The following is a 17,060-nucleotide window of genomic DNA, read 5'->3' as shown; positions in this document are numbered from 1 at the left end:
ACATGCGCGCACAGAGATCGAGCCCGGGCAGGTCGGGGCTCACGCGCGGCGAATTCCTCGGTGGCGCACTGGGACTCGCCTTGACACTGTGGGGACTGGACGGCACGTCCGGTGCGGATCCGGTCTCCATCTCCTCCGGTCCGGGTCGGGGCAAACCCAATTGGAGCGCGCTGGAACGCATCGTCAAGGGCGCGGTGGTGCAGCCCGGAGACACCGAATACGCCGCGGCCAAACAGGTTTTCAACACCCGATTCGACGCGGCGACCCCCCTTGCCGTCGTGCAGGCCGCCGATGCCCAGGACGTGGTCGCGGCCATGACGTTCGCGGCCGAGAACCGGCTACCGGTGGCCGCCCGCTCCGGCGGGCACTCCTACGCCGGGGTCTCGACGACGACCGGTGCGGTGATCATCGACGTCCGCGCGCTCACCGGGGTCAGCGTCCAGGACGGCCGCGCGGTGGTCGGACCGGGCCACACCCTCTACGAGGTGTATCGCGAACTCGATCAATACGACCTGACCATCCCCACCGGCATGTGCCCGGACGTCGGCATCTCCGGGCTCACCCTGGGTGGCGGGCTCGGCTTCGAATCCCGCGCCTACGGCATGACCTGCGACCGGCTCACCGGGGCCACCCTGGTGCTGCCCGACGGCACCCTCACCGAGGTGTCCGCGACCTCGCGGCCGGATCTGTTCTGGGCCGTCCGCGGCGGCGGCCCGCTGTTCGGTGTGGTCACCTCCCTCACCTTCGACACCTTCCCGGCCACCGCGAAAGACGTTGTGCGACTGACCTTCACCGGGGACAGCGCGGCGAAGGTGATCACCGGCTGGCTGGCCTGGCTGACCACCGCCGACCGCGAGCAATGGGCGGATGTCAGCGTGGACGCCGACGGCAACGGCGCACTGGACTGCTGGATGCAGCTGATCTGCCCCGCGGGCACCGGCGGCGGCGCGGTCGCGGCCCTCACCGATGCCATCGGCATCCAGCCGTTGACGGTCGAAACCCAGACCCTCGACCACATGGACACCGTCACCTACCTCGCCGGCGGCAGCCCCACCTCCCCGCGCGCGAGCTTCACCAATGGTTCCGACGTCGTCACCGATCTCAGCGCCGACGCCATCGAGCGCATCATCCAGTCCCTCACCACCTTCTCGCAGGCGGGCGGTACCGGCTGGGTGCAGATCAACACCCTCGACGGCGCGATCCGCGACACCGCGCCGGATGCCACCGCCTTCCCGTGGCGACGCCACGCCGCCCTGGTGGAATGGGGCGCCTACCAACCGATCTCGCACGAGGTCGCGCAGGCCTGGGTCGCGGCCTCGCACCAGCTCTTCGCCCCGGTCTCGGCGGGCGCCTACGCCAACTACCTCGAGCCCGGCGACCCGCTCTCGCGCTACTACGCCCAGAACTACCCCCGCCTGGCGGCCCTGCGCCGCACCCTCGACCCCGGCTATCGCATCCAGACCGTACTGACCGCCTGACCCGCCCCGATTGACATACCCCTCGGTTCCAAATACCGTCAGTATTTGAGTTCTAGGGGTATCCAACGAGGAGGTTGGGATGGGTGCTGCGATGCGGCGGCCTCGCATTGTGATCATCGGGGCCGGGGTGTCCGGCATCGCCAGTGCCATCACCTTGCAGCGCAACGGTTTCGACGACTTCGTGATCCTGGAGAAGGGATCCGACGTCGGCGGCGTCTGGCATTGGAACCACTACCCGGGCCTGACCTGCGATGTGCCGTCGCAGGTGTACCAGTTCGGGTTCGCACCCAAGCCGGACTGGTCGCACGTGTTCGCGCCCGGACCCGAGATCCAGCGGTATCTGTCCGACGTGGTCGAACAGTACGGGCTGCGGCCGCACGTGCGGGTGAACTCCGAGGTGGTGGCCACCACCTTCACCGGAACCGGCTGGACGGTCGAGACCGTCGACGGCAGCCGCTACGAGGCCGACTTCGTGATCGCCGCCACCGGCGTGCTGCATCATCCGGCCGTGCCCGACCTGCCCGGACTCTCCGAGTTCACCGGCCCGGTGGTGCACACCGCGCGCTGGGACGACACGGTCGCCACCGACGGCAAGCGGATCGCCGTCATCGGCACGGGATCGACCGGCGTACAGGTGGTTTCGGCGCTGCAGCGCAAGGCCGAGCACATCACGCACTTCGTGCGCAGCCCGCAGTGGGTGATCTGGGCGCCCATGCAGATTCCGCAGCCCGCGGTCGTGGGCGCGGTGCTGAACCGGCTGCCGCAGGTCAACCGCGCGCTGTACCAGGCCGGAATGACCGGGGCCAAGCTGTTCACCGACGTGGTCACCCGGCCCAGCTGGCGGCGGCGCGTGGTCCAGGGATACGCCCGGCTGAGCCTGCGGGCGCAGATCCTCGAACCGGGCCTGCGCGAGCAGCTCACGCCCGACTACGAGCCGCTGTGCAAGCGGCAGGTGCTCTCGGGCACCTACTATCGCGCGCTGCGCGCCCGCAATGCCGAACTGGTCACCACCGACATCGAAGCGGTGACGCCGACCGGCATCCGCACCACCGACGGCCGCCACCACGAGGTCGACCTGATCGTGCTGGCCACCGGCTTCCGCGCACACGACTACATGCGACCGATGAATCTGGTGGGCCGCGACGGCCGCTCGATCGACGACGCCTGGGTCAAGGGCCCGCGCGCCTACCGCATGACCGCGATCCCGGGCTTCCCCAACCTGTTCACGGTGCTGGGGCCGCACTCCCCCACCGGATCCATTCCGCTGCATCACGCGGCGGAGGTGACCGCGCGCTACATCACCCGCTGGATCCAGCGTTGGAGCGCGGGCGAATTCGACACCGTCGAGGTCACCGAGGAGGCCACGACCCGCTTCGAGTCCGAGGTCGCCGACGCTATGGGACCCACGGTGTGGAATACCGGCTGCAACTCCTGGTACTTCACCGAGGGCGGGTCCATCGACCTGCTCCCGTTCGACCGCGCGCACATGGAATCCATGCTCGCCGAACCGGATCCGGCGGACTTCACGCTCAGCTGAGCAGGGTCCGTGCGTACCAATCCTTCTCGTCGGCGACGCCGGGCAGGACGAAGAAGTAGCCGCCACCGAAAGGCTGCACGTAATCGGTGAGCGGCTCACCGGCCAGTCGTTCCTGGATGGTCTCGAACTGACGCTGGATGTCCTGCTGGAAACAGGTGAAGATGTGGCCGGTCGCGAGATTGCCGTTCGGGTCGACACCGAGGTCGTAGTTGTAGGACCGGCGCAGCAGCTGCTGATTCGCGGTCTCGGGCGTGCGCGGGTTGGCCAACCGAATGTGGGCGTTCTTCAGAATGACGGTGGCGTCCGGGTCGGCCGCGTAGTTGGGGGTGTCGAATTCCTTGCTGCCGTCCAGGGGCGCACCGGATTCGCGGCGCCGGCCGAACATGTTCTCCTGCTCGGCGATCGAGACCCGGTCCCAGAATTCCACCAGCATGCGGATGAGCCGGACCACCTGGTAGGTGCCGCCCTTCGTCCAAGCCGGTTCGTCGCCGCCGTCGACCCAGATCAGGTCGGAGGCGCTCGAACCGGTCGGATTGGCGGTGCCGTCCTTGAACCCGAGCAGATTGCGGCCGGTGCCCGACGGCCGCGGCGGCGAGTTGTAACCCTGGATCTTCCAGCGCAATTGGAGCCCGCCGCGGGTATGGCGGGTGATGTCGCGGATGGCGTGATGCACCGTGTCCTGATTGTGGCCGCACAGCTGCAGCAGCACATCGCCGTGCATCCAGGCCGGATCCGGGGAATCGTCGGGGAAGATCCGCATCGGGGTCAGGTGCGCGGGCTTGCGATCGGCCAGCCCGAAACGCTGATCGAACAGGCTCGCGCCGACACCGGTGGTGATGGTCAGGCCGTCGGCCGGGATGTCGGGACCGAGCACCGCGCTGTCGGCGGGCGGATAGCTCGGGCCCAGATCCTGCGGCGGCCCACCGGCACTCAGTGCGCGGGCGCGCTCGGTGAGCGTCTTCATCAGCTCGGTGAACTCCGCCTTGTTCGCGGCGGTCACGTCGAAAGCGGCGAAGCAGGAGGCGTTCTGGCGATCGGCCGGGGCGGGCGTGAGGATGCCCGCCTGGTGCTCCCCGTGGAACGGGTAGGACGAGCGCAGGGTGGGTCCGGTGCTCGCGGCGGCGGCGTCCACGCGTGCGCCCTCGGCGAGTACGCCTGCGGTCAGGGCGGTCCCGGCCGCGCCCGCGGCGGCACCGGAGAGGAAACGGCGGCGGCTGACAGTCATGGTGTCGATTCCTTTTCGAGAGTCAGTTCGCTTTGGTTTCCAGCAGGCGCGGCACCCGGGACAGCGACTCCAGGGCGGCGCCGAGCGCGGCGGCCACCGCCTGCCGGGCCTGCGGCGGCGTCTGCGCGGGCGCGCGCCAGCGGCCGTTGTCCTGGGTGGCGAGCAGCGCGGTGCGCAGCCGGTCGAGCTTGGCCGAGAGTTGCGGGCGCAGTTGCGGATCGCGGTCGTCCAGCGGCACGGCCAGCTGGTCGAGGACCGCGCGGGTGACGTCGATATCGGCCAGCGTCATCGGATAGGCCGCGCCCGCGCCCTGATCGTCGAGGCCCGAAAGATGATCGCGCAGCGCGTCTTCCAGGATCTCGTGCGCTCGAATCGGCAGTGCGGTGGGATCACCGGCGATATCGGTGGTGGTCAGGTTGTCGCCGATGGCGGCGATATCGGTGCCCAGCTTGTCCAGCACGGGCAGCAACTGCTCGGGGGTCTGGCCGTGCCAGAGGCCGTACTCGAGGCGGTGCATACCGATGAAGGCCGGATCGTTCACGCCCTCGGGCAGGCCGTTGGGCAGTCCGTCCACGGCGGTGCCCGCGTCGCCGAAGCTGTTGTAGGACGCGCCGACCCGCTCCCATTCCTGCTGCGCGAGCAGCCAGTCGGCCTGCGCGGCCGGAATATTGCGGGCCCGCACATCCCGGCCGACCGCGGCGAGCGCCGTGGTGAGCCGGGGCAGCACCTGCCGCACGTACGCCTGATAGGCGTCGTTGGGGGCGTGAAGTTCGCTGGCGCGCGCCGGTTTGAAGACCTGGGGCGCTTCGCCCTGTGGACCGGTCACCTGCACGCGCGCCGAGGACAGCGAGGGACGGCCGGACATGAGGCAGACGAAGGTGTAGGTGCCCGGATTCAAGGTGGCGGTCAGCTCGGCGGTGGTGGCCGGACCGATGCTCTCGATCTCACCGGCGATCGCGCCGTCCGCGTTGACCAGATCGATCTCACCGGACTTGCCGGAGGTGTTGTGGACCGAGATGGTCTGGGTGCCGGTGTGCGCGGAAGTCCATTCGGGGGCACAGGCATCGGCGGTGACCGTCACGGTGCGGGTGGAGTTCGCGTCGCCCGACGGCAGCAGCGCGATGGCCGTGGCGGCCGCGAGGACCGGCACCAGCACCAGCACCGCGCCGACCAGGACCGGGCGCGGACCGGCGATGCGCTCCCACCAGTCCGCGTGCGCGGACTCGGTTTCCGGTTCGGTCTTCTCCGGCTCGGCTTTGGCTTCCGGTGCGGTCGCCGGGCTGCGGCCCGCGCGGATGAACAGCGGAATCACCGTGGCCAGGTAGGCGATCCACGCGACCACCTGCAACACCGTCATCTTGGGCGACAGCTCGGTGATGCCGGTGACCAGCGACACCCACCACGAATTGGGATCGATGTGCGCGGTCAGATCGAACGCGATCCAGCGTGCCCCGGGCAGCCAGCCCGCTTCTTGCAGGTCACCGAGGCCGTAGGCGAGCACGCCCGCCGCGATGATGATCAGCAGAATCGCGGTGCGGTTGAAGAACACTCCGAGGTTGAGTCGCACCGACTGCCGGAACAGCAACCAGCACAGCGCGATCGCGATGGCCAGTCCCAGGGCCGCACCGATCAGCGGCGCGGCGGTCGACCCGGCCGCCTTCACAGCGGTCCACACGAACAGCGTGGTCTCGAGCCCCTCGCGCCCGACGGCCAGGAAGGCCGTCACGGCGAGCACGCCCGCACCCAGTCCGGCGGCCCGCGCGACCTCTCCGCGCAGCTGCCCCGAGAGTGTGGCCCCGGTGCGTCGCATCCAGAAGATCATGGCGGTCACCAAGGCCACCGCGAGCACGCTGAGCACTCCCGCGACCGCGGCCCGCGCGGAACTGGTCAGCACGGCAGTCGAGTAGGTCAGCACGGCGGCGAAGCTGCCCGCCACCGACACGGCCCCGAGCACGCCCAGCCAGACCGGGGTGGTCGACACCGGTCGTTCGGGTGTGGCGAGCCTTCTGACCGCGGCCAGCAGGATGGTCACCACGAGTCCGGCCTCGAGGCCCTCCCGCAGGCAGATCAGGAGATTGGGCACGGCATCGGCAACACTCACGGGTGCCAAGGTAAGCCATACCTATATGCCAGTCCAGCCGACCCCTGTTCAGCCCACTGACTCGTTATCGCTGGTTACGCGTCCGGAAGACGAGCAAGCGCATGGACGCGTACATGAACAAGCCCTCACCGGCGCCGCCGAGAATGCGGGCAATGCGGTAGTCGAGGCCGAGGGCGGCCACGCCGCTGGTGACGCCGAGGATGAACACCAGGTAATTCACCAGCACCACAACCACATACACGGCGAGCTGCGGGCCGACCGCTCCGTGCGATTCGAAGTTGAGGACCCGGTTGAGTAGATAACTCAGGGCGAAGGCGCAGCAATAGGCGACGGTCACCGCGATCGGCAACGCCACCCCGAGCGTCCCGTGCAACAGGGTGAGCACCACCAGATCTGTGGCGAAGGTGAATCCGCTGACCAGCAGATATCCGACGAAGGTGGGCGCGACGAACCGACCCAGCCCGAACGGCAGCAGCGCGACCACGCGGTCGCACACCAGGTGAAACCAGCGAATCGCGCGTACCGGCCGCGCTACCGTCTCGGTCTGCACGCGACCACCGTCGCACCGCGAGATGACCTCTAGGTGATCAATTGACCAACTTCATCCGCCGAGTACCGGTAGCCTCTCCCGCGTCGCGAGGCTGGGGACAGAGACGACGGATCGGAGATTTCTGATGGGACGTGGATTCGCCAGGACCAACCGGCGAACCGTACTCGGCTCGATGCTGGCCGCCGGTGCGGCCGGCGTGGCCGGGTTACCCGAGGGCATGGCGGAGGCACTGGCGGAACCCGGACGCTCGGGCTCGCTGGATCAGGTACAGCACGTGGTGATCCTGATGCAGGAGAACCGCTCCTTCGACCACTACTTCGGAACCATGAGCGGCGTCCGCGGTTTCGGCGACAAGCGGGCGGTGCGGCTGCCCGCGGGCGGCTACGACCCGATCCTGCAGGCGGCCATGGACACCGCGCTGGCGGGCGGGCCGGGCACCGATCTGGGCAGCGGGTCGGCGGGCACCGGCAGTGCCAGCGGATCGGCGAGCGGCAGTGCCAGCGGCTCCGGCAGCGGGAGTGGTTCGGGCAGCGGCTCCGGTAGCGGCAGCGGTTCGTCGGGCGGCGACCGGGACGCGTTCCATCAGCCGGATGCGTTCAGCAGCACCGGATTCCTGCTGCCCTGGCATATCGACACGGCCCGGATGGACGGTCAGGACACCGGCGATCTGGCCCACGACTGGAACACCACGCACATGGCCTGGGCGGACGGCGCGTACCACTCGTGGATCGCGGCCAAATCCAAGATGACCATGGGGTACTTCACCGAGGCCGATATTCCGTTCCATCGCGCCCTGGCCTCCGCGTTCACCATCTGCGACCACTACTTCTGCTCGATCCAGGGACCCACCACCCCGAATCGGCTGTACCACTGGACCGGAACCATCGATCCCGCCGGGCGCGCGGGCGGACCGGCGGTGTCCAATCCCCCGGACTACCGGGCCTCCTACAGCTGGACCACCTACCCCGAACGACTGCAGCAGGCGGGCATCTCCTGGCAGGTGTACGCCGACAACCACAGCGGCGGTGACTTTCTCGCGGACTTCGGCGACAACCCGCTGTGGCTGTTCCGCGCCTACCACGATGCGGCGAGCTCGCCCGATCCCGCCGTCCGGCAGCTGGCCGACCGCGCCGCTGTCACCTCCGCCGGAATGTCCCCCGCCCCGGCGGGAGTCGACGGCACGAACGTGGATTACGTCCTGCAGCAGTTCATTTCCGATTGCGCGGCGGGCACGCTGCCGCAGGTGTCGTGGGTGGTCGCCCCCGCCGGATACTCCGAGCATCCGGCCTATCGGCCCGCTGACGGCGCCGCCTACATCCAGCGGGTGCTACAGGCCCTGTGGGCCAACCCGAAACTGTGGGAATCGACTGTGCTGCTGGTCAATTACGACGAGAACGACGGCTTCTTCGATCACGTGGTGCCGCCGACCGCGCCGCCCGGCACCCCCGACGAGACCCTGGCGTCGCTCTCGATCGGCGGTGACCTGAGCTCCGGCTCGGCCACGCTCGGACTGGGCACGGGTTCGGCCGCGATGAACACGCTCATCGATCGGGCCGGTGCGCTGCTGGGCGGGCAGTCGCCGATCGGGCTGGGACCGCGGGTGCCGATGCTGGTGATCTCCCCGTGGAGCCGCGGCGGCTGGGTGAATTCCCAAGTGTTCGACCATACTTCGGTGCTGCGCTTCCTGGAACAGTGGACCGGCGTGATGGAACCGAACATCTCGGCATGGCGGCGCGCGGTGTGCGGCGATCTCACCGGCTGCTTCGATTTCGGCCGACGCGACACCAGCATTCCGACGCTACCGGATGCGAACGCCTTGCGGGCGCAGGCCGCCGGGAACAAGAATCTGCCCAAGCCTGTGCCGCCCAGCCCGGCCGGACAGCAGATGCCGCTGCAGGACGGCGGCCGGGTCAAGGCGCGCCCGCTGCCGTATCAGCCGGTCGCCTGGATCGAGATCACCGGATCGACCGCGACCGTGCGGTTCGGCAATCAAGGCACCGAGGCCGTGGCGTTCCAAACCTTTGCCTACCAGGACAATTCGATCCGTCAGACGGTGGTGGCGCCCGGCGGTGGCGGGCAGGAGCGCTTCCAGATCGGCGGCTCCTACGATTTCGCGATCCACGCGGCCAACGGCTTCCTGGTCGAAGCGGCGGGCGGCGCGGACTCCGCGGCACTCACCGCCACCGCCGCGATCGGCGGCAGTGCCGGATCACCGACTTTCGTTGTGACGGTGGCGAACTCGGGCACCGCCGCGATGACCATCGACGTGGGCGGCTCGCACACCACGATCGATGCCGGTGGCCGCCACGACTTCACCGCACCGTTGGACGAGGGCTGGTACGACCTGACGATCACCATGACCGGAAACTCGAACTGGCGCAGGCATTTCGCGGGCCACCTGGAGAACGGGAGTGCCAGCAGTACGGTCTGATCGGTCAGGATCCGAAAGCGGCGGAATGCCATTCGGGTAGCGCGTCGGGGTTGGCGCGCAGATATTTGAGCGACTGTTTCATGTAGACGCGGGGATTCGTGTCCAGGTGGCGTGCCCACGCCGGTGTCGAATCCCCGCGCATGACCGTCCAGCAGGCCAGCGCGTACCCGTACATCGGCTGCGACAGATAGCCCAGGCGCTGCGAGCGCCACCCCCGACTGCTCTGTGAGAACTGAAAGGCGGCATTGGCATTGAAGACGCCCAGCCCGAGGTAGACGGTGGCCAGATCGGTCAGCTGTTCCCCGTCGTGCCGCTCGGCGACGATGCGCCGCTCCCCCAGCAGCCGCTCGTGGGCCAGCTCGTGGGCGATGGTCGCCACCAGCGTCACCGGTGTGCGCAGTCGGTCCAGATCCAGCGACACCACGGCCCGTCCGTGCTCGAGCCGATAGTGCCCGGCCTCCCCGCTCCCGGATCGCTCCAGGAAACCGGGCAGGTCCGGCGGCGGGGAGCCCTCCGAATCGAATTCCACCACAATGCGATCCCGGCTCACGCCCATGTATCCGGCGACCCGCTCGACCACCGACAGCACATCCAGCTCGGACCCGTCGTAGGTGCCGGGAAAGAAATCCGAGTTCGGCAGGATCACCGGACTGCGCAGGGTGCGGGTGCCGAATTCCGCCGCGCACCACCGCAGCATCTCCTCGACCCAGATCCGCTCCAGCTCGTCCACCGGAGGGCGCGGCCGAAAAAATCCCATGCCGCATTATGTCCGTCGCACGACCGAAGCGCGCCCCGAGAATATCGGTGGCGGGGACTCGGGGATCAGAGCGGAATGAACGCCCGCAGGATGCCGACGACATTCGACACGATGCCGGTGACGGTGCTCGTCAAGTCCAGCGCGGACGAGCCCAGGTTCAGGATTTCGCTACTCATCGAGGCCTCTTCCTTAGACAGCGTTGTACTAGGGAGGGACTACCTGATCGAAATCACTGGATAGCGTATGTCGCCGAGAGCACGGAAGCCGGGAGGCCCGGCGGTGCGGCCGGGCGCGGCCGTTGACTCCCCGCCCGCCAACGGCCGCAGGCGCAAGGGCGGACGGCCGGACCTGCACACCCTTGCGCACCGTCCAAGGTGCCGCAATTGCGGGGGTTTGTCTGTCGGATGTTCGACGGACAGTGCACCGGCAGGCCGGATGCCATGCTGGTTCGGATTCCGTTCGGTACCGTGTCCGGGTGCCGCGCGACCCCGACCCGACCCATGCCGCGGTCGCGCAAGAAGCCACCTGGCTGGCCATCCGCTTCCGGCATGCGGCCTACCTGCTGCTCACCCTCGTGCACCTGGCGAGCGGCGTTGCGGATCCGGGGCCCGGGCGGGCGGTCACCATCGGGCTGGCGGTGTGGTCGGCGGGCCGGTTGTGGTGGCGGCGGATCGGGCCGTGGTGGACCGCCGCCGACATCGCGGTGGTCGCCGTCTACCTGCTGGGCACGGTCTCGGTGGCCGCGGAAGCCACTACGACGAAGGACCTCATCGATGTGAAAGTCGTGGCGGCGACGGTGATCTCGGTGGGCATCGCGGAGCGGGCGCGGATCTCCGCGGCGGTGACCGGACTGGTGCTGGTGCTGCTCTACTACGCCAACTCCGGGCTGCCCGGGCTCACCCCGTGGCGCTTCCTGTCGGATCTGGCCATCGCCTATCTGCTGGTGGAATGGCTGCTGGCCATGGGTGTGCGCCGAGTGGTGTTGCGGGCGGCCACCGTTCACGATCAGACCGTGACCGCCGCCGCGGACGCCCGCGTCGCCAGCGAGGTGGCGGCCGCACGACGGCGCTACGAGCACGAGCAGTGGGCGGTCATGCACGACACCGCCGCCGCCACCCTGCTGATGGTCGGCCAGGGCGCGGCCGCGGATCCCGAGCGCATCGCGCGGCAGGCCGCCCGCGATCTCACCGTGCTCGAGTCCGGCATCCCGCTGCCGGGTGACGATTCCGAGGCCGACCTGTCGGAGTTGTTGCGGGAGTTGAGCACCGCCTGCACGACACCGGTCACCCTGCGCGTCACCGGCCCGCTGCCGCTGCCGCGCGGACTGGCCTGGACCATTACCGCCGCCGCCCGCGAGGCGCTGACCAATATCGACCGGCACGCGCACGCGAGCCGGGTGGTTGTCGACGCCGGGGCGGGGCGGCTGTCCATCAACGACGACGGTATCGGCTTCGACGGGCCGCCCCCGGCCGATCGCTATGGCATCCGGCATTCCATCGTGGAGCGGATGCGGGCGGTGGGCGGGGACGCGGTGATCATCAGTGCCCGCGGCCGCGGCACCGAGATCCGGCTGGGCTGGCCGCAGCCGGAAACCGTTGCCGCCCCCGGTGATCCCGCCGATCCGGCTGCTCCGGTCGACGAACCGGAGACCGTCACCGGAATCGACAGGATCGGACGCAGTTTCGGCTACGGCATGGTCGGCATCGCCGTCGCCGACACGCTGTTGCAGTCCACGCTCACCGCCCACCCGGCGACACCCCCGGTCGCCGTCGACGCGCTGCTGGTCGCGGTGAACATCGGTGGCGCGCTGGCCGCGCTGATCCCGCGCCGCCGCGAATCGGTCACCCTCGCCCTGATGGTCGCGGCCATCGCGGGCGCGCTGGTGCTCACCGCCTGGCTGCCCGCGGATGCCGTGCTGGCGGGCCCGAACTGGTCGATCGGCGCGTCCGGATGGACCGTGGTGGCACTCGGCTTCCGGCTCTCGCCGCGGCTGTCGCTGTCGGCGCTGACGGCCTGGTGGCTGCTGGTGTGCGCGGTGGTGCTGCTGCGCGCGCCCAGCGCCGAAAGCCTCACGGTGCTCGGATATCACACGGCGGCCATCTTCTTCCTCCAGGTTTTCACCGCCTGGTTCGCGGCCACCCTGGACCGCGCGGCCCGGCAGGCCGCGGCCCTGCACGCCGAACGGCTGCGGCATCGCACCACCGACGCGGTCGCGGTGCTGCACGAGCAGGAGTGCCTGCGCCGCTATCGGGAGTTGCTGACCGAGTTCACCCCGCTGTTGCGCGGCCTCGCCGACGGCACTCGCGATCCGCAGGATCCGGCGGTGCGCGCGGCCGCCCGCACCGAATACGCCCGGCTGCGACGGCTTTTCACGCAGCAGGACGGGGTCGGGCATCCGCTGCTCACCGATCTGCGCACCGGCATCGACGCCGCCGAGCGGCGCGGGGTATCGGTCACCGTGGAGGCCGCACCCACCGGCCGCGACCTGCCCGACGCCGTGCGCGGGCACCTGGTGGCCGCGACCCGGATCATGCTGGACGCCAGTCGTTCCCGCGCCCGCGTGGTGGTGACCGCGGACGCGGACGGCTGCACGGTCAGCGCGCTCGGCGACTGCCCGGTCGAGACGCTGGACCGGCTGTCCACGCTGACCGACGCCGCCGTGCACACCGAAGTGGTGACCGCGGGCGAATTGCTCTGGGCGCGACTGCATCACCGCTTCGAGTTGGAGGAAGCCCGATGATCCGCATCGCCATCGTCGATGATCACCCCTTGATCCGCGACGGGGTGCGCGGCTGGTGCGCCGCCGCCGAACCGCACATCCTGGTGGCCGCCGACCATCCGGATCCAGCCGCCTTCCTGGCCTCGACCGGCCCCGATCGCGGCGATCTGGATGCGGTGGTGCTGGATCTGCAATTCGACCAGCGCGCACCGGATCTCGACGCGCTGACCACGATCTGCACGCGCGGGCATCGGGTGGTCGTCTACTCCCAGTACACCGAACCGCATTTGGTGCGGGACTGCCTGGATCTGGGCGCGGTCACCTATCTGTCGAAAACCGAAGGCCGCGAACACCTCATCGCAGCCTTGCACGCGGCCGCCGAGGTGCGGCCGTATCTGAGCCCGACCATGGCCCGCGCCATGAGCACCGACGGCGACGATCGGCCCAAACTCTCGCAGCGTGAACGCGAGGTGCTGCTGGCCTGGTTCCAGACCGAGTCCAAAGCGCTGGTGGCCCAACAGCTCTACATCACCGTCGGCACGGTCAACACCTACCTGGAGCGCATCCGCGCCAAGTACGCCTCGGTCGGCCGCTCGGCCCCGACGAAGGCGGCCCTGGTGGCCCGCGCCATCCGCGACGGCCTGATCACCACCGACGAGCTCTAGTCGGCCCCTGTGTAACCCGCGGCCGTATCCGTAGATACCCGCCGAATCCACAGGTCTCGGCGGGGCTCGATCGGAAGGAAGCCGAATGTCAACTCCGAGTAGCAGAGCGGCGGCGATAGCGCGACTGGCCGCCATCGCCGCGACCATGGCCGCCGTGCCGGCGATCGCGGCCAGCATCGCCGGTCCCGCCGAAGCGGCGGCACCGCCGCAACCCATCCCCGTCGGGACGGCGGCACTGACTCATCTGTCGACGCTGTTCGACCAGGGAGTCGCCGTAGCGCCCGCCGCCCACGGCGTGCAGAAGGACACCAACGAGCCGAATCCGTTCCACCAGTTCCACCAGAGTCCGTTCCATCAAGGCGGCGGGTTCAACCAGCTACCCCCGTTCCACGAGGCGCCCCCGCCGCACAATCCGCCGCCCGACCCCTTCGAACAGCTCGTCGATCCCTGATCCGCACCACGCACATGTCGCGCCCGTCGGCCGGGTGTGCGCCCGGCGACGGGCGCGACCCCCATTCGCGAACGCAAGAAAGAGTGTGCCCCAGGTGAATTCGATCGAACGAAGCATGCAGATCGTGGTGAAGGTCTCGAAGTTCTGCAATCTGCGCTGCCGATACTGTTATGAATATCCCGAGCTCGGCAATCGTGCGGCGATGTCCAACGCGCAGATCGCCGCCATGTACCGCAATCTGCGCGACTACGTCCGATTCGCCGATCGACGAGACGATGCACGCACGACGCTGCAATTCATTTGGCACGGTGGCGAACCGCTGCTGCAACCCGTGGAGTTCTATCGGCAGACCTGGGCCGACCAGCGGGAGATCTTCGGCGCGGAGATCGCGACGAGCAACAGCGTGCAGACGAATCTGGTTGTGCTGGACGATGATCGCCGTCAGCTGCTCCGTGAAGGTTTCGATTCCGTGGGTGTATCCATCGACGTGGCAAGCGGATTGCGGGTGAATGCGGCGGGCCGGGACTCGCAGGACCGCGTGGCAGGCAACCTGGACTCGCTGCTGGCGGACGGCATCCGCGTCGGATGCATCTCGGTATTGACCGCGCAGAACATCCACGCCGTCGACCGGGTGTTCCAGTACTTCGAGGACCGAAATCTGCACTTTCGAGTGTTGCCGCTCTTCGATACCGGTGAGCCCGGGCAGACCACGCCGTTCGAGGTGAGCCGGGAACAGGAACTGTCCGCGCTCGCGCGACTGGTCGACCTGTGGCTGGCAAGCGAGACGCTGGAGCGGCCCCCGGCCCCGCTCGACGGCTACGTGCAGATGGCGGCCCGTCATCTCGCCGGAAACCGGCCGACCGACTACCGCGACCGCCGGGAATGGCTGCCGCTGGTGCTGGTCAACACCGACGGCTCGTGCTTCACCTACGGTGAGCCCTACGGCGAGCCCGAATGGTCGATCGGCAATATCTTCACCGACGATTACGCCGAGATGCTGGCGGGCCCGGTCTTCGAACGCTGCGCCGTCGAGGCCGAACGCCGAGTCGCTCGAAACTGCCTGTCCTGCCCGTTCTTCGACGTCTGCGGCGGGTCACTGGTCGCCGAGATCGAAACCCGGGATCGCGACCAGGACGGCCACGGCACCCTGCTGTGCACCGCCCGGCCGATGATCGCCTACATCGTCGAACAATTGCGCGGCCGGGTACCCGAGACCGTCGCGCAGTGGCATCGACAGGACACCCCGGCATGATCACCGACATCGACCACCCGGGCCTCCTCGACGGGCTGACCCTGCTCCTCCCCTCCGGTGCACCGGCCGCCGGCAGAGTCGAATTGAGTGCGGGCTTCCTACCGGCGACCGAGGCACCCTGCTCCACAACGTATTCCGAGCGAGCATTCGTGCCCCGCGGGCCGTGGCGGCCGCCGACCTGTCACGAACGCACGCTGCTGTACGGCCGGACCGCCTCCGGGGCCCGCCCCGGCGACTGGATCGCCGTCATTCCCGTACCCGCCCAGGTGCTTACGGCGTTCACCGCCTTGCGTACCGCAGCGGCCGGCGGCAATGAACAGACGATGCGGTCCCTGATCGACGGGCCTTGCGGCCGTACGGCATTGGTCGAGGCGATCCGCTGGGCTATGACGCTGAGCGATCCAGCACGACTGAGTGTCGAGAACCCGATGTTCTATAGCAGAACGCCCGCGGGAAATCTGACGATGACCACGGGCAGCCACGGGCAACGGGTCGGACTGCACGTCGACAGTTGGCACGACAGCCCGCTCGCCGAACGCGCGACAGCACCGAACCGCTTGTCGGTCAACCTCGGCCACCGCGACCGGTGGCTGCTGTGCGTCAACGCTCCCCTGCCGGTCATGCGGCGAGCGCTTCGCGAACGCGGTCTGCTCGACGGTGCGGACAGCCCGCGCAGTGCACTGGGCGAACGCTTCATGGAGGTATTCCCGCGCTATCCGGTCACCAAGATCGCCATACATCCGGGCGAGGCCTACATCGCACCCACCGAGAACATGCTCCACGACGGCTACGCCGAACCCCACGGGCAGCTGGACTTCCAGTTCTGCTGCCGCGGCTATTTCCTTGCGGGCGAGCGTTAGTCGGTGTCCTCGTCGAGATCGACGTCGATCTTGTCGCGGTCGGCCCACTCCAGCAACGGTTCGATATCGAAGACAGCCTCGTCGATGCCCGCGTGCAAGTCACCCAGTTCGGCGAAGCGGGCGGGCACGGTCTTCATGGTGAAGTCGGCGGGCGCGATATCGGGAATCTCGTTCCAGCGCACGGGCGTCGACACCGTTGCTTCCGGGACGCCGCGCACCGAGTACGCCGCCGCGATGGTGTGGTCACGCGCGTTCTGGTTGTAATCGACGAACAGTTGTGCCGGATCGCGGTCCTTGCGCCACCACGCGGTGGTGACGTCCGCCGGGGCGCGCCGCTCGACCTCGCGGGCGAAGGCGAGCGCGGCCCGGCGCACCTCCTGGAAGCCGTAGTCTGGCGCGATGCGCACGTAGATGTGTAATCCCTTGCCGCCGGAGGTTTTCGGCCAGCCGACCGCGCCGAGATCGTCGAGCACCTCGTGCGCGACCTCCGCCACCCGCTGCACCCGCGACCACGGGCAGTCCGGCATGGGGTCCAGGTCGATGCGCCATTCGTCGGGGCGTTCGGTGTCGAAACGCCGTGAGTTCCACGGGTGGAACTCGACGGTGGACATCTGCACGGCCCAGATCACGTCGGCGAGTTTCTCCACGCAGACCTCGTCGGCGGTGCGGCCGTAGCGCGGGAAGTAGAGCTGCACGGTCGGGATCCAGTCGGGTGCGCCGCCCGGGATCCGTTTCTGGTGCACCTTGCCGCCGGGCAGGCCCTTGGGGAATCGATGCAGCATGCAGGGGCGGTCGCGCAGGGCGTTGACGATGCCGTCGCCCACGCTCAGGTAGTACCGGACAAGGTCGAGCTTGGTCGCCCCGGTGTCCGGGAAGTACACCCGGTCCGGATTGGACACGCGCACAGTGTGCTCACCGACGGGTAGCTCGACCGCCGGGGCAGCTGACTTGCTGGCCACCCGTCCGACGGTAACCGGCATTGCGGTCCCGCGCATGGCACAACACCCCGTTTTAGAACACGTTATAGTTCTCGG

The 17,060-nt window shown here is 68.8% G+C and carries 13 protein-coding genes; 8 read left to right on the top strand and 5 right to left on the bottom strand.

Going from position 1 to position 17,060, the window contains the following annotated elements; translation table 11 throughout:
• The first annotated feature begins 2 nt into the window (after positions 1-2).
• Positions 3-1,478, top strand: a complete 1,476-nt coding sequence (locus ACYVN4_RS28015) for an FAD-binding oxidoreductase (RefSeq protein ID WP_460725005.1) — start codon at positions 3-5, stop codon at positions 1,476-1,478.
• Positions 1,479-1,557: 79 nt separating this feature from the next.
• Positions 1,558-3,015, top strand: coding sequence for a flavin-containing monooxygenase (locus tag ACYVN4_RS28010; RefSeq protein WP_460725004.1), 1,458 nt, complete (start codon positions 1,558-1,560; stop codon positions 3,013-3,015).
• Here the strand turns inward: ACYVN4_RS28010 and efeB are convergent.
• The 3 genes from efeB to ACYVN4_RS27995 form a co-directional block, all read right to left on the bottom strand.
• Positions 3,008-4,240: an iron uptake transporter deferrochelatase/peroxidase subunit gene (efeB, locus tag ACYVN4_RS28005; RefSeq protein WP_460725003.1), complete on the bottom strand. Its 1,233-nt coding sequence runs from the start codon at positions 4,238-4,240 to the stop codon at positions 3,008-3,010. The two genes, ACYVN4_RS28010 and efeB, sit on opposite strands and share 8 nt — an antisense overlap.
• 22 nt (positions 4,241-4,262) lie before the next feature.
• Positions 4,263-6,341, bottom strand: coding sequence for an iron uptake transporter permease EfeU (gene efeU / locus ACYVN4_RS28000; protein ID WP_460725002.1), 2,079 nt, complete (start codon positions 6,339-6,341; stop codon positions 4,263-4,265).
• 64 nt (positions 6,342-6,405) lie between these two features.
• Positions 6,406-6,891: a GtrA family protein gene (locus ACYVN4_RS27995; protein ID WP_460725001.1), complete on the bottom strand. Its 486-nt coding sequence runs from the start codon at positions 6,889-6,891 to the stop codon at positions 6,406-6,408.
• Between the two features lie 217 nt (positions 6,892-7,108).
• Between ACYVN4_RS27995 and ACYVN4_RS27990 the strand changes: the two genes are divergently transcribed.
• Complete coding sequence (locus ACYVN4_RS27990; RefSeq protein WP_460726699.1) at positions 7,109-9,322, top strand: phosphocholine-specific phospholipase C; 2,214 nt, start codon at positions 7,109-7,111, stop codon at positions 9,320-9,322.
• 4 nt (positions 9,323-9,326) lie between these two features.
• Here the strand turns inward: ACYVN4_RS27990 and ACYVN4_RS27985 are convergent, their stop codons facing one another.
• Entirely contained in the window at positions 9,327-10,079 is a 753-nt protein-coding gene (locus tag ACYVN4_RS27985; protein WP_460725000.1) for a hypothetical protein, read from the bottom strand.
• A 475-nt stretch (positions 10,080-10,554) separates the two neighbouring features.
• Here ACYVN4_RS27985 and ACYVN4_RS27980 point away from each other — a divergent pair, with 475 nt between their 5' ends.
• The 5 genes from ACYVN4_RS27980 (at position 10,555) to ACYVN4_RS27960 (ending at position 16,026) form a co-directional block, all read left to right on the top strand.
• Complete coding sequence (locus ACYVN4_RS27980) at positions 10,555-12,819, top strand: sensor histidine kinase (RefSeq protein WP_460724999.1); 2,265 nt, start codon at positions 10,555-10,557, stop codon at positions 12,817-12,819.
• A complete protein-coding gene (locus ACYVN4_RS27975; RefSeq protein ID WP_460724998.1) occupies positions 12,816-13,463 on the top strand; it encodes a response regulator in 648 nt (215 codons plus the stop codon). The genes ACYVN4_RS27980 and ACYVN4_RS27975 overlap by 4 nt, the downstream gene beginning before the upstream one ends.
• Positions 13,464-13,548: 85 nt before the next feature.
• Entirely contained in the window at positions 13,549-13,914 is a 366-nt protein-coding gene (locus ACYVN4_RS27970) for a hypothetical protein (RefSeq protein WP_460724997.1), read from the top strand.
• Between the two features lie 94 nt (positions 13,915-14,008).
• Positions 14,009-15,166: a radical SAM protein gene (locus tag ACYVN4_RS27965; RefSeq protein WP_460724996.1), complete on the top strand. Its 1,158-nt coding sequence runs from the start codon at positions 14,009-14,011 to the stop codon at positions 15,164-15,166.
• Positions 15,139-16,026, top strand: a complete 888-nt coding sequence (locus ACYVN4_RS27960) for a hypothetical protein (RefSeq protein WP_460724995.1) — start codon at positions 15,139-15,141, stop codon at positions 16,024-16,026. Before ACYVN4_RS27965 ends, ACYVN4_RS27960 begins: the two co-directional genes overlap by 28 nt.
• On the opposite strand, the gene ligD is transcribed toward ACYVN4_RS27960, so the two are convergent.
• The gene (gene ligD, locus ACYVN4_RS27955) at positions 16,023-17,006 is read right to left on the bottom strand and encodes a non-homologous end-joining DNA ligase (RefSeq protein WP_460726697.1); all 984 of its coding nucleotides are present in this window, start codon (positions 17,004-17,006) and stop codon (positions 16,023-16,025) included. The two genes, ACYVN4_RS27960 and ligD, sit on opposite strands and share 4 nt — an antisense overlap.
• Positions 17,007-17,060 lie beyond the last annotated feature (54 nt).

This window comes from Nocardia heshunensis, from assembly GCF_054782115.1.
The sequence above is the reverse complement of the archived record's forward strand: the minus strand, read 5'-3'. Positions and strand labels throughout refer to the sequence as shown.